At 58.9% G+C, this 12118-nt stretch carries 14 protein-coding genes, 1 tRNA gene and 1 other RNA gene; 10 read left to right on the top strand and 6 right to left on the bottom strand.

The genetic code is table 11. The features are described 5' to 3' along the window. Positions 1–22 precede the first annotated feature (22 nt). The 3 genes from AD944_RS06455 to AD944_RS06450 all read right to left on the bottom strand — a co-directional run bounded on the left by AD944_RS06455 (position 23) and on the right by AD944_RS06450 (position 1108). Positions 23–301: a hypothetical protein gene (locus AD944_RS06455; RefSeq protein ID WP_045542800.1), complete on the bottom strand. Its 279-nt coding sequence runs from the start codon at positions 299–301 to the stop codon at positions 23–25. 45 nt (positions 302–346) lie between these two features. Further along, on the bottom strand, positions 347–589 hold the full coding sequence (locus AD944_RS16330; protein ID WP_035729032.1) for a helix-turn-helix transcriptional regulator: 243 nt from the start codon (positions 587–589) through the stop codon (positions 347–349). A gap of 429 nt (positions 590–1018) precedes the next feature. Next, positions 1019–1108, bottom strand: a tRNA-Ser gene (locus AD944_RS06450). A gap of 215 nt (positions 1109–1323) precedes the next feature. On the opposite strand from AD944_RS06450, the gene rplU reads away from it, so the two are divergent. From rplU to proB, 4 genes are all read left to right on the top strand, one after another. Next, positions 1324–1638 (top strand): 50S ribosomal protein L21, encoded by a 315-nt coding sequence (gene rplU, locus AD944_RS06445; RefSeq protein ID WP_006559166.1) that lies wholly within the window; start codon positions 1324–1326, stop codon positions 1636–1638. Between the two features lie 48 nt (positions 1639–1686). After that, positions 1687–1956, top strand: coding sequence for a 50S ribosomal protein L27 (rpmA, locus tag AD944_RS06440; protein WP_006559167.1), 270 nt, complete (start codon positions 1687–1689; stop codon positions 1954–1956). A gap of 109 nt (positions 1957–2065) precedes the next feature. Further along, entirely contained in the window at positions 2066–3088 is a 1023-nt protein-coding gene (gene obgE / locus AD944_RS06435) for a GTPase ObgE (RefSeq protein ID WP_045542799.1), read from the top strand. A 186-nt stretch (positions 3089–3274) separates the two neighbouring features. After that, the gene (proB, locus tag AD944_RS06430; protein WP_006559169.1) at positions 3275–4405 is read left to right on the top strand and encodes a glutamate 5-kinase; all 1131 of its coding nucleotides are present in this window, start codon (positions 3275–3277) and stop codon (positions 4403–4405) included. Here the strand turns inward: proB and AD944_RS06425 are convergent. Beyond that, complete coding sequence (locus tag AD944_RS06425) at positions 4374–5111, bottom strand: hypothetical protein (RefSeq protein WP_236709247.1); 738 nt, start codon at positions 5109–5111, stop codon at positions 4374–4376. The two genes, proB and AD944_RS06425, sit on opposite strands and share 32 nt — an antisense overlap. Positions 5112–5197: 86 nt before the next feature. Then, positions 5198–5470 (bottom strand): DUF2312 domain-containing protein, encoded by a 273-nt coding sequence (locus AD944_RS06420; RefSeq protein WP_006559171.1) that lies wholly within the window; start codon positions 5468–5470, stop codon positions 5198–5200. A 259-nt stretch (positions 5471–5729) separates the two neighbouring features. Here AD944_RS06420 and zwf point away from each other — a divergent pair, with 259 nt between their 5' ends. Both zwf and AD944_RS06410 read left to right on the top strand, forming a co-directional pair. Then, positions 5730–7202, top strand: coding sequence for a glucose-6-phosphate dehydrogenase (gene zwf, locus AD944_RS06415; protein WP_045542798.1), 1473 nt, complete (start codon positions 5730–5732; stop codon positions 7200–7202). Beyond that, the gene (locus tag AD944_RS06410) at positions 7199–7648 is read left to right on the top strand and encodes a hypothetical protein (RefSeq protein WP_045542797.1); all 450 of its coding nucleotides are present in this window, start codon (positions 7199–7201) and stop codon (positions 7646–7648) included. Before zwf ends, AD944_RS06410 begins: the two co-directional genes overlap by 4 nt. Before the next feature lie 73 nt (positions 7649–7721). Here AD944_RS06410 and AD944_RS06405 read toward each other — a convergent pair whose 3' ends face one another. Continuing rightward, the gene (locus AD944_RS06405) at positions 7722–8771 is read right to left on the bottom strand and encodes an alpha/beta hydrolase (protein WP_045542804.1); all 1050 of its coding nucleotides are present in this window, start codon (positions 8769–8771) and stop codon (positions 7722–7724) included. Positions 8772–8914: 143 nt separating this feature from the next. Here AD944_RS06405 and rnpB point away from each other — a divergent pair. The 4 genes from rnpB (at position 8915) to ftsL (ending at position 12108) form a co-directional block, all read left to right on the top strand. Further along, positions 8915–9326, top strand: an RNA gene (gene rnpB / locus AD944_RS06400) — RNase P RNA component class A. A gap of 312 nt (positions 9327–9638) precedes the next feature. Next, positions 9639–10112 carry a division/cell wall cluster transcriptional repressor MraZ gene (mraZ, locus tag AD944_RS06395; RefSeq protein WP_045542796.1) on the top strand — a complete coding sequence of 158 codons (474 nt, stop codon included), beginning with the start codon at positions 9639–9641 and terminating at the stop codon, positions 10110–10112. Next, positions 10109–11125, top strand: coding sequence for a 16S rRNA (cytosine(1402)-N(4))-methyltransferase RsmH (gene rsmH, locus AD944_RS06390; RefSeq protein WP_006559179.1), 1017 nt, complete (start codon positions 10109–10111; stop codon positions 11123–11125). The genes mraZ and rsmH overlap by 4 nt, the downstream gene beginning before the upstream one ends. After that, positions 11122–12108, top strand: coding sequence for a cell division protein FtsL (gene ftsL / locus AD944_RS06385; RefSeq protein ID WP_045542795.1), 987 nt, complete (start codon positions 11122–11124; stop codon positions 12106–12108). The genes rsmH and ftsL overlap by 4 nt, the downstream gene beginning before the upstream one ends. Positions 12109–12118: the final 10 nt, after the last annotated feature.

The raw sequence follows: 12118 nt of genomic DNA, 5'->3' as shown, positions 1-12118 counted from the left end.
CATGAAAAACCCGGGTCAGTTCTCAACGAAAATCAACAGACCACCCTTCAGAAATCTCCGAAGGAGATGCCCAGAATAAGTTATGTAAGTCATTTACGGTAGTTGGTCTTGCAAATATATCATCAGGATTATCTACTTTGTAGCAATTAGTCTTGTAATAGGGATCAATCTCTCGAGTGACATCACACAGGATCCAGAAAACAATATCCTGATAGACGCATTTCATCTCCAGGGAGTCCCAAGGGCTGTCCCAAGCAAAGTCAATCTCAGCGACGTCAAACATAGCGCTAGCTTTCATCATGGAAAGGATAGATCCGCAGGTATCCTGCGCTGATAAAATCAGCAGCTACGACCAGACGTTGCTCAGTGTGGTCTGCATGGCGGAAGAAGCGCTGCCGTCACGACGGACGAGCCTTTCGACATCGCGCAGTCGAAACAGAGTTCGCCTTGGACCGATTTTCAAGCGTTCGAGCTCGCCCGCTGCGACATATCTGTCGATTGTCGAGAGGGACACGCGTAGTCGCTCGGAAGCTTCCCGACGCGTTATAAAGATGTCGTCAGAGCGACGAAGGGGGAAAACAGAACTCATGACACGCCTTTCCAACCAGTCCCTTATAGGACTAACGATGATACTAGTTTCGTTTGGTTTTTTCGGCGTTCAGTGTTCTACAGGGTCTCTGCTTGAAGCAGTGGCAGAGAACCTTCGGGGCTTGCTAGAGGTTTTCGTACTGTAGTGTCAGCTAACCTACTAACGTTAGCCGAGCACGGACGACGATTTCAAGAAATTTCTGAGCGTTTTTTCGTGGTTCGCTGTTTCAGTCGCGCCCTCAGATCTCCTCTAGATGTCTCTGGAGAACGCAGGACATCAGTCAGTAGGTCACATCGTGAAATTTATAAAACGACGCATATCGCGTCCAAGCGACGCACGATGACGCATTTTTTAAGATGGGTCTCAAGGTGGGATGAATTTTGATAAATCAGATAACTGCCTGAAAAATCTGGGATTCTTTGATTTATCTGGCGGAGAGGGTGGGATTCGAACCCTCGGTACGATTGCTCGCACAACGGTTTTCGAGACCGCCCCGTTCGACCGCTCCGGCACCTCTCCGTGAAGCTGGCTTATAAGCGGGCTTGAATGAGCGTGCAAGCGGGATGCTGTGCATGTTTTTGTTGACGGAGGCCACTGCAAACCTTTAAAAGGCCGCACCACTCCCCACAGAGGGAGGCATGCCGCCTGTGCGGCACAAGAACAAAAAGCGTCCAGACCACTCGCCTGCATACCGCCGCGGGAGGTTGAGAGATCGGAAAGAGAGACCGTTTATTATGTTCGCAGTTATCCGCACCGGCGGCAAGCAGTATCGGGTTGAGCCCAACATGGTGCTCAAGGTTGAAAAACTGGAAACCGAAGCTGGCGCAACCATCACGTTTGATGAGGTTCTTGCCGTAGGTGGCGAAGGCACCACCACCATTGGCGCCCCCACCGTAGCTGGCGCAAAGGTGACGGCAACCGTCATCGCTCAGGACCGCCTCAAGAAGGTCATCATCTTCAAGAAGCGCCGCCGGCAGAACAGCCGCCGCAAGAATGGTCACCGTCAGCCGGTAACCGTTCTGCGCATTCAAGAGATCAACGCCGCCTGAATCCCGCATCAGGGTTCAAGAGCAGGCAAGACCAGGAGGACTTAGGTCATGGCACAAAAGAAAGCTGGCGGTTCATCCCGCAACGGGCGCGATAGCGCCGGACGCCGCCTTGGCGTCAAGAAATTTGGTGGCGAACAGGTTGTTGCCGGTAACATCATCATCCGCCAGCGCGGCACGAAGATGAAGCCGGGCGCAAACGTTGGTGTTGGTCGTGACCACACCATCTTCGCTCTGATTGATGGCAGCGTTCGCTTTGAACGTCGCGCTGAAGGCCGCGTGCACGTTTCTGTTGATGCGCTGCCGGCTGCTGCTGAATAAGCATCAAGCACCCCTGCTGCGCGTTATACCCGTGGCCGGAATGGCGAAAGGGGCCGGTCCTCAGGATCGGCCCCTTTTCCTGTTTTGGCACTGAAAGTACCCTTACCCCATGAAGTTTCTTGATCAGGCAAAAATCTATGTCCGTTCGGGCGATGGTGGAGACGGCGTAACCGCCTTCCGCCGGGAGAAGTACATTGAGTTCGGCGGACCGGACGGTGGAAATGGTGGCCGCGGTGGCGACATCATTTTTGAAGCCGTGCCCAACCTGAACACCCTGATCGACTTCCGCTACACCCAGCATTTTCGCGCCCGCAAAGGCGGAAACGGTGCGGGGTCAGACCGCACGGGGGCCGCAGCACAGCCCGTTATCATCAAGGTGCCCATCGGCACCCAGATCATGGATGATGACCGTGAGACTCTGCTGGCTGACCTGGATGAGGCTGGCAAGCGCGTAACCCTGTGCCGTGGCGGAGATGGCGGGTTTGGGAACGCCAACTTCAAGACCAGCACCAATCGCGCCCCTCGCCGCTCGGACAAAGGCTGGCCGGGTGAGGAACGCTGGGTATGGCTGCGCCTGAAGCTGATTGCAGATGTGGGCCTTGTGGGCATGCCCAATGCTGGCAAATCCACCTTCCTGTCTGTTGTCTCCGCCGCCCGCCCGAAAATTGCGGATTATCCCTTTACCACCCTGCACCCGCAGCTTGGGGTTGTTCGCCTCTCCATGACGGAAGAGTTCGTGGTCGCGGATATTCCGGGACTGATTGAAGGCGCGCATGAAGGCACAGGCCTTGGAGACCGCTTTCTGGGCCATGTGGAACGTTGCGCCGTGCTGCTGCACCTGATTGACGGCGCTGCCGGCAATGTTGTGGATGCGTGGCGCACTATCCGCCATGAACTGACGGAATATGGCGGCGGTCTGGCTGACAAGCCGGAAATTATTGCGCTGAACAAGAATGATGCCATGACCCCGCAGGAAGCTTCAGCACGCCGCCGAGCGCTGGAAAAAGCCAGTGGCGCACCCGTCATGCTGATTTCTGCCGCCTCCCGCCAAGGGGTGCCGGAACTGCTGCGGACCATTCAGGATCGCGTCACGCTTATTCGTCGGGAAGAAGCGGAAAACGCGCCCTCCTGACGGACCCAGACCAACGCCTGAAAACCGGCACAAGAATACGGGAAGAGGATAAGGCATCGCACAGCCGTTTCACCCCCGCCTTGGGGATGTAAACGGACATATTCCGGCCCTGTGGATACTCGCAGCGGGCGGGATATGCTTTAACCCTCTCCGGTAAAGGCCACACTGCCAGTAACGGATTCTTCCATGACCGGACGCCCCACTCCCCCTTCCCTCTCTTCCGCGCGGCGGCTTGTTGTCAAAATTGGCAGCGCGCTGGTGGTGGATGCGGAAAACGCCGCCCCTCGGCAGGCGTGGCTGGCCAGTGTTGCGGAAGATATCGCCCTGCTGAGAAAACAGGGAACGGACGTTACGGTTGTCTCCTCTGGCGCCATTGCGCTGGCCCGGCACACACTGGGGCTAACCAACGGACCACTGCGTCTTGCAGAAAAACAGGCTGCTGCGGCTGTCGGTCAAATCAGTCTGGCGCAAGCCTGGAGCCATGCTCTTTCTGCGCAGGGTTTAACAGCCGCCCAACTTCTGCTGACGCCCGAAGATACGGAAGACCGCAAGCGCTACCTGAATGCTCGCGCCACACTGGAAACCCTGCTGGGCCTTGGGTGTGTACCCGTCATCAACGAAAACGACACCATTGCCACGGCTGAAATCCGCTTTGGAGACAATGATCGTCTGGCGGCCCGCGTGGCGCAGATGACGGATGCCGATCAGCTTGTTCTGCTCTCTGACATTGATGGACTGTATACAGCGGACCCGCGCACAGACCCCACCGCCACCCATCTGCCAGTGATTGAAACACTGACGCCTGATATTGAAGCCATGGGGGGCGAACCACCGCCCGGCTATTCTTCGGGCGGAATGCGCACCAAACTGCTGGCGGCCAGCATTGCCACACGCTCAGGCTGCGCAATGGCCATTGCGTTGGGCAAGACACACCACCCCTTGCGCGCGTTGCTTGAAGGAGCCCGCTGCTCCTGGTTCCTGCCGCAGACCTGTAGCCAGACAGCCCGCAAACAATGGATTGCAGGCAGCCTGACCCCGGCTGGCGAGATCATGATTGACCTGGGCGCGGCAGATGCCCTGAACCATGGCGGCTCCCTGCTACCTGCCGGTGTAAAAGGCGTGAAGGGAGACTTTACGCAAGGTGATCTGGTTGTGGTGATTGACGAGAGCGGGCGTATTCTGGCCCGTGGCCTGACATCCTACGATGCGGATGACGCCCGGCGGATTGCGGGCCATCGCTCATCGGAACTGGCAGGCATTCTTGGCTGGCAGGGCCGTGACGAGATCATTCATCGTGATGATCTGGTGATGGTCTGACACCCCGGCCTAAAGCGCCGGGGAATTTTTTAAAGCCACCCTCTTCCTGAATGGAAGGCCTGCCCGGCGGCCAGTTCAGCATCGGCTCCGTGCGGCCTGTTTCAGGGTCATGACGTCTGGGTGTGTGAAGATCTTCCCGCTCGCGGGAGAAATCTGGCCGATAGGGTGGCTGGTTGGCATCTGGTGCCAGATCACGCCGCCGGATATGCGCCTGCGGTTCTGCACGCCCTTCTTCCCGCTCAGACACAGGTTCGTGCCAAGGCATCCGGCGCTTGGACGGAGGAGAGGAACGTTCCGAGGCAACGTGCGGTGCAGGAGGCGCATCCTGCCGCGGTTCATAGGCGTCTGAGACGCGCGGCGCACGCAGCGGCCCCAGAACCGGTGGTGACGGCGGCCCCGCAGGACGCACAGGTTCGGGAGGACGCACTTCTTCCACCACAGCCTGTCCGGGTGGTTGGGGCCGGTCATACATATCCCGTGACAGACGGCCTGTTTCCACGCCCTGTACAGATGCCAGACGCAGGGAAATGGCCCGCACATCCGCATGCAGTTCCTGCACAAGCAGTTCAAGCTCCGCCAGACGCCCTTTTACGCCAAACACGGCAAAGGGCATCATGAGGAAGCCGAGGCCAAACACAATCCCCACCGCCATGAGCACAAGCTGCGCCCAGAGTGGCATCCAGTCAGGAAAAGACAGTGACATCATAAACAGCAGACCCCACGCGCCATTTTTCCGCACGTTTCCCTAGCAATTTCCATCAGGAAATACGCCATCAGGAGCCGTGCAGCCCGTTACATGCCCAATGCACGACGATAGATATCAAGCAGGGTTTCCTGCTCCTCAATTTCTGCGGGCTCCTGCTTGCGCAGACGGATGATCTGTTTGATCACCTTTACATCAAACCCGGCGGACTTTGCTTCTGTAAAGATATCCTTGATATCTCCGGCCAATGCCTTGCGTTCTTCTTCCAGACGCTCAACCCGTTCAATAATGCTACGTAGCCGGTCTGCGGCAATGCCACCTACAGCGGCGTCTTCCCCACCGGAAAAACCTTCGTTATCCATGCGTCAGTCCCCCTGTTTGCTTGCCATGCTCAGGCCATCAGGCGTGCAGCCACGCTGCCCGCACGACCTGTGCACCAAAGCGGCGGGCTTATCGCGCGCGGGGCCTGCGGTCAATTGCCTTGACAGCCGGAAGCCTTGCAGACAAACCCTGCCCCTTGCTCGCCTCCCCTTCGGGCTCGTAACAACGACAGTGTGCATCACCACTTCTGTTCCCGGCGTTTATAAGGGAACCCCACGCATCCTGCGGGAGTAAAATTTCATGGCGCATGTCAATCTGATTGACCCCTTTGACTTCATAATTTTCGGCGCCACGGGCGATCTGACAATGCGCAAGCTGCTGCCTGCGTTCCTGCGCCGCTTCCATGCCGGAGAGTTCACACAGGATGCCCGCATTATCTGCATTGCGCGCTCTGCCCACACCCCGGACAAGTTCCGCCAGCAGGTGCGGCAGGCGCTAAAGGGATTTGCGGCAGATACGGCCAAGGACACCACGCTGCTTGACCAGTTTCTCAGCATTGTTACCTACGTGGCGCTGGACGCCACCAAGCCTGACAGCAACTGGGATGAACTGAAAGACGCCCTGAAGGATCAGGCCAGAACGCGGGTTTATTATCTGGCCACCGCCCCGGCCCTGTATGCGCCGCTATGTGCTGCACTGGCCGAGCATAAGCTGATTACGCGCGCCACCCGTGTGGTGCTGGAAAAGCCGATCGGCGTGAGCCTGAAAACCGCCACCCAGATCAATGATGGCGTGGGCCGCTTCTTTCCTGAAGAGTCCATTTACCGAATTGACCATTATCTGGGAAAGGAAGGGGTGCAGAATCTGCTGGCCCTGCGCTTTGCCAACCCGGCACTGGAAAAACTGTGGAGTTCAGATGCCATAGCCCATGTGCAGATTACGGCGGCTGAAACCGTCGGCGTTGGCTCCCGCGGTGCATATTACGACGAGTCCGGCGCCATGCGGGATATGGTGCAGAACCACCTGCTTCAGGTGCTGTGCATGTTGGCCATGGATGATCCGGCCTCCCTCAGCGCGGATGATCTACGCAACGAGAAACTGAAAGTGCTGAATGCCCTGCGCCCCATGACCCCGGACATGGTGCGCCAGAACGTTATCCGCGGCCAGTACACCGCGGGCCGCATTGAGAACAAGGATGTGCCCGGCTACGCGGAAGATCTGGGGCATGACCGCGCGACCAACACGGAAACCTTTGTGGCCATCCGCACCAAGATCCGCACCTCCCGCTGGGGCAACACGCCGTTCTACCTGCGCACGGGCAAGCGGATGGCGGCCAAAACCACCGAGATCGTGCTTCAGTTCCGCCCTCAGGTCTGGCCCATTTTCACCAATACCCCCTCCCCGGGCCGGTTGGTGATCCGCATTGCTCCGGATGAAGGCCTCTCTCTGGTGCTTGCCTCCAAGGACCCCGGTGCGGGCGGTTTCCGGGTGCGGAACGCCGCGCTGAACATGTCTTATGAAAACCAGTTCACCATGGAATATCAGGATTCTTACGAGCGGTTGCTGCTGGATGCCGTGCGCGGCAACCCCGCCCTGTTTATTCGTCGTGATGAAGTTGAAGCCTCATGGCGATGGGTGGAACCCATTCTGTCCTCATGGCGGCAGGGACTTTCCCCGCTGGAACCCTACCCGGCCGGAAGCTGGGGCCCGGCCTCCACCCGCGCCCTTCTGGCGCGTGATGGAGCCATGTGGCATGAGGACATGCTGACATGACCGACAAACCCAAACCCTCCGTTCCCCCGCGTGGGCCACTGAAGAAGCGCAGCCTGCGCCAGCACATTGTGCGGCGTCTGGCTCTGGTTCTGCCCATTACGGTGTTGATGATTGTGCTGGCCAAGAGCGGCATGATTGACACCCTGACAGACCGCTACACCTTCCGGCCCGAAAGCTGGTTTGATGATAGCGCCCTTGTGCGCCACCTGCGTGTGGTGGTGACCCATAACGGCATGTCTCATGATCGGCCGGACTGCCTGCTGTTTGTGGTGAACGGGAATGATCCGCCCAATGCCTCCCGCATTGATGTGATGCAGAAACATTCCGGCACATGCCCCGGCCCCAAGGGCGATCTGCCCAAACTGTTCACGTTACAGGTGGACCGCATGAACCGGATTATTCAGTCTGACCAAGGCTCACCGGGCACGTTCCATCCTCTTCCATAGAAGGGTCATGGAAGCATCCCGAGGATAAAGTCTGATAACGGAAGGCGCGCTTACCCCGCCTTCCGTTTTCTGTTTATGGGGTGAAGGCCTTGCGTAAGGCGCGGCCACCCCATCTGAGCGCGAACTTACCGGGCGGCATCAGGGAATAGAAATTCAGAAACCCATGCACGGCTCCACGGCAACACAGATACTGTACGGGCACACCTGCCGCAGTTAGCGCCCGCGCATACGCCGCCCCTTCATCCCGCATGGGGTCACATTCCGCAGTGATAATCATGGCGGGAGCCAGACCGTGCAGGTCGGGCTGGTGGCCGGGCACAAAACGCGGGGAGGTCCAGTCCTCCTCCCGCGCGATGTACCGATCTCCATACCATTCCATGGAGCGACGGGAGAGAAAATAGCCTTCCGCATACAGATCATGGGACGGGAACGTTTCCGCTCCGTATAGGGATGGGTAATATAGCAGTTGCAAGGCTGGCTGGGGGCAACGGCCCGCTTTTGCATCCTGCGCTACCACTGCGGCCAGATTTCCTCCTGCGCTATCTCCGGCAACGGCTATCTTGCCGCCCCAATATTGACGGGAAAGATCTGCGAGCCATCGGTATGCCGCCAGCGCATCATCCGCTGCGGCAGGATAAGGATGCTCTGGCGCCAGACGATAATCAGGCATCAGCACCGCCGCGCCAGAACTGCGCGCGAGACGACAGCAGATGCCGTGATGGGAGTTCAGCCCACAATGCACGAACCCGCCGCCATGAAGATACAGCACGGCGCCCCGCACCCGCCCATGGGGAATATAAAGCCGTGCGGGCATAAGGCCCGCAGCACCGGGCACGGAGAGAGCGTACACCTTGCGTAAAGGCACGGAAGAAAGGCGCGTGGGGAAGGAAGGCGTATCCATGGCCTGCCGCAATGCCTTGAGAAAGGCCTCCTGTGCCTGCTCCTGCGTGTGCTCCACAGCTTCTTCCGGCACGGGTAACGGGTCTGGCGTGGTTGCCTCGGCTTCTGACTGTTTACGCCGCCGTTGCGCTTGCCATCTGATCCACCACAGCAACAAACGCGCTGATAACGCAGGCCGTACTGGCGTTGTCTCTGCGTGCAAAAAGCCTGATGGGTCCACCATGAAACGCTGCTTCTCCTTTTTATGCTCTTTAAGAGCGCACCATGCCAGCAGATACAAAGCTGTCACATCCTGTTCATAAAGGGCAATGGTGCAGCGTGTGTTTTCGCTTGACCTGGTCCGGCTCTGGCAGCAGGGTGCGCACGCCAGACGGCTGGACGGTCGCTGCCTTGCTTTGCAAGGGGGAGGAAAGTCCGGGCTCCACGGAAGAACGGTGCCGGTTAACGACCGGCGAGGGTGACCTTAGGGAAAGTGCCACAGAAAACAGACCGCCTTCCGGGTTCTGCCCCGTGGGAAACCGTGGGACAGCACTGAAGGTAAGGGTGAAACGGTGCGGTAAGAGCGCACCGCTCCTCCGGTAACGGAGGAGGCACGGTAAACCCCACCGGGAGCAAGACCGAATAGGAGCGGCAGAAACCCGCAAGGGTTTCAGGGGTTCTTTCGCCCCGTCGCTCGGGTTGGTTGCGTGAGGCCCGCTGCAAGGCGGGTCCCAGAGGAATGACCGTCCACGCCCCTTTTGGGGCCGGACAGAACCCGGCTTACAGGCCGTCTGGCATCTTCCATTTTTCTGCCCCAAAGCATGGGCTTTCATGGGTGTTCTGCCATGTTCACCCCTCAAATGAGAACATTTATAGAACAAATAATGTCAATCTCTTGTTTGGTTTTTCAGTATTGGTATTTTACCCCCCTTGAACAGTTCTAGGACAATACTTTGCAAACCGCAGTTTTCTGCTGTTTTTTCTGTTGTTTTAATTTGCTTCCCATAAAATCCCATGCTATCCCAAACATCACCATGAAAGTGGTGGAGGCGGCACCGTTCCCCGCTGTTCTGTGAACGGAAAGGTCTGACTCGGAAGGATTTCGTCTCTCGTGAGTGTGTTCCTCGGCACGCATGAAAATCGATTCGACGCCAAGGGGCGTGTTTCGATTCCAGCCGGGTTCCGCTCAGTCCTGAAGGCCCAGCATACTGAAGGCGACTCTCTGGTGATTCTCCGGCCATCGCACACCATGCCCTGCATTGAAGCCTGGCCCGCCGCCGCGTTTGCCCGCCTGACTCAACCGCTTGACCGGCTGGACATGTTTTCTGACGAACACGACGATCTGGCCGCAGCCCTGTATGCGGATGCCTACCCCATGGACCCGGACCGCGAAGGCCGTATCATTCTGCCTGATTTTCTGCGTGAACATGCCGGGCTGACAGAAGCCGCCAGTGCCGCCTTCATGGGTGTTGGGCGCACTTTTCAGATCTGGGAACCCGAAGCCGCCAAGCAGCGCCGTGCAGAAGCCCGCCTGCGCTCCCGCCGCGTAAGTATTCCCGCTGCTCGGGATGGCGAGGCATCATGAACGCTCTGCCTCTGTCCCTCCCCACCTCTGTCTCCAGCGGCCACATTCCCGTCATGCTGACGGAAGTGCTGGAAGCCCTGAAACCGGCTGATGGCAACGCCATTCTGGACTGCACCTTTGGCGGTGGCGGATACACAACCGCCATTCTGAACGCGGCCGACTGCACCGTATGGGCTATTGACCGTGATCCGGACGCCATTGTGCGCGGCAACATTCTGGCAAAAGCCTTTGCCGAAGCCTCTGGCAAGCCGCGCCTGCATATGCTGCACGGCAGTTTTGGCACCATGCAGGATTTGACGCAGCAGGCAGAAGCCCCCGCTTTTGATGGCATTGTGCTGGATCTGGGCGTGTCTTCCTTCCAGTTGGATGAAGCCGAACGCGGCTTTTCCTTCAAGCAGGATGGCCCGCTGGATATGCGCATGGCCCGCACTGGGCGCACGGCGGCGGATGTGGTCAATACCGCAAGTGAAGCCGAACTGGCTGACATTTTCCATTTCTATGGTGAGGAACGACATGCCCGCCGCGTGGCGCGCGCCATTGTGGCAGACCGTGTTGAAACCCCCTTCACCACCACGGCGCAACTGGCGGGGCTGATCCGCCGGGTTGTGCCGTCTGACCGCTCTGGCATTGATTCCGCCACCCGCTCCTTTCAGGGCCTGCGCATTGCCGTGAATGATGAGCTTGGCGAAATTGAACGCGGGCTGGAGCAGGCGCTTGATCTGCTGGCACCCGGCGGCAGACTTGTTGTTGTGTCCTTCCACTCTCTGGAAGACCGGATTGCAAAACGTGTTCTGGGCAATGCCACCGGCAAGAGCCAGAGCTTCTCCCGTTATGACCCGCGTGCAGCCATGACAAAGGCAGATGATGCCCCCTTTGTTGCGCTGACCGGCAAACCCGTTCGCCCGGGTGATGCAGAATGTTCCGCCAACCCACGTGCCCGCAGCGCACGCCTGCGTGCCGTTGCAAAGCGCCCTACTGATGTTTCCTTCTCAGGCAAAGGACTGAATCCATGATCCCCCGGCCTTTTACTTGCTGCTGCGCTGTCCTGGCCATTGCATCGGGATTCTTTCTGTACACCAAGAAACATCAGACAACGGTTCTGGATCAGCAGATTTCCAAAATCGTGTCTGATACGGAGCGCATGCGGTCCCAGACCGCCATGCTGCGCACGGAATGGGCGCTGGAAAACCAGCCTGAACGCCTGACCCGTCTGGCCGAGCACCATCTGGCAAGCCTGCACCCCATGGACCCATCACAGTTCGTGCGCATGGCGGATCTGGACAAGCACCTGCCCTCCACCGGGCGTGGTCCGGCGGAAGATCCGCGGGCTGGGCTGGTTTCTGCCACGCTGGCTTCTGCTGACACTGTTGCAGCACCTGCCGTTACGGCTCCGGTTGTGCATGCGCCTGCCGTGGTTACGGCGGATGCCAAGCCTGTAGCGCGTCATGACCGCAATGATGACGATACGGCAGAAACGCCTCGCACCCCTACCCTTGTGGCTGATGCTACTCCTGCCCATGCACGGCCGCCCATTCGCGCCGTTATCCGGCATGATGTAGCACCCCACATGCTGGATGAAGACACCAGTGATGCACCGGCTCGTACGGTAGCCGCTGTTACGCGGCCTGCCCCCGTGCGCCACGCCCCCACGGTTCTGGCTGATGCCGTACGCCCGGCAGCACCCGTGGCACGGCCTGTTACCACAGTGGCCAGTCTTGCTCCGGTTGCGCAGCCTGTCACACACCGCACGGCCCCGGCTGTTGCCCATGTAGCGGCTCTGACCCCGCGCCCTGCGCCGCAGGAGAACGAGACCGAACAGCAGGTTCGCCATCCGCTGCCAGTTACGGTGGCAAGCTGGCACGCCACGCGCACGCGGCGCACCGCAGCGCCAACCACTGGCTATGTTGAAGCGCGGGCCAATTCCTCCTACAGCAGTGGCTCGTTGCTGGAGCGCGGGGGAGATGCCCTGCCGCCGCCGGTGCCGCTCACCAACTAATTTTTGTCTC

This window comes from Acetobacter tropicalis, from assembly GCF_001580915.1.
Taxonomy (GTDB): Bacteria; Pseudomonadota; Alphaproteobacteria; order Acetobacterales; family Acetobacteraceae; genus Acetobacter; species Acetobacter tropicalis.
The sequence above is the reverse complement of the archived record's forward strand: the minus strand, read 5'-3'. Positions and strand labels throughout refer to the sequence as shown.

What these genes read in the sequence shown, in the direction of transcription:
- AD944_RS06405 (WP_045542804.1), bottom strand. Translation starts at nt 8,771, where the DNA reads ATGGTGGACCCATCAGGCTTTTTGCACGCAGAGACAACGCCAGTACGG.
- AD944_RS16330 (WP_035729032.1), bottom strand. Translation starts at nt 589, where the DNA reads ATGAGTTCTGTTTTCCCCCTTCGTCGCTCTGACGACATCTTTATAACG.
- obgE (WP_045542799.1), top strand. Translation starts at nt 2,066, where the DNA reads ATGAAGTTTCTTGATCAGGCAAAAATCTATGTCCGTTCGGGCGATGGT.
- ftsL (WP_045542795.1), top strand. Translation starts at nt 11,122, where the DNA reads ATGATCCCCCGGCCTTTTACTTGCTGCTGCGCTGTCCTGGCCATTGCA.
- proB (WP_006559169.1), top strand. Translation starts at nt 3,275, where the DNA reads ATGACCGGACGCCCCACTCCCCCTTCCCTCTCTTCCGCGCGGCGGCTT.
- rsmH (WP_006559179.1), top strand. Translation starts at nt 10,109, where the DNA reads ATGAACGCTCTGCCTCTGTCCCTCCCCACCTCTGTCTCCAGCGGCCAC.
- AD944_RS06425 (WP_236709247.1), bottom strand. Translation starts at nt 5,111, where the DNA reads ATGATGTCACTGTCTTTTCCTGACTGGATGCCACTCTGGGCGCAGCTT.
- zwf (WP_045542798.1), top strand. Translation starts at nt 5,730, where the DNA reads ATGGCGCATGTCAATCTGATTGACCCCTTTGACTTCATAATTTTCGGC.
- AD944_RS06410 (WP_045542797.1), top strand. Translation starts at nt 7,199, where the DNA reads ATGACCGACAAACCCAAACCCTCCGTTCCCCCGCGTGGGCCACTGAAG.
- AD944_RS06420 (WP_006559171.1), bottom strand. Translation starts at nt 5,470, where the DNA reads ATGGATAACGAAGGTTTTTCCGGTGGGGAAGACGCCGCTGTAGGTGGC.
- rpmA (WP_006559167.1), top strand. Translation starts at nt 1,687, where the DNA reads ATGGCACAAAAGAAAGCTGGCGGTTCATCCCGCAACGGGCGCGATAGC.
- AD944_RS06455 (WP_045542800.1), bottom strand. Translation starts at nt 301, where the DNA reads ATGATGAAAGCTAGCGCTATGTTTGACGTCGCTGAGATTGACTTTGCT.
- rplU (WP_006559166.1), top strand. Translation starts at nt 1,324, where the DNA reads ATGTTCGCAGTTATCCGCACCGGCGGCAAGCAGTATCGGGTTGAGCCC.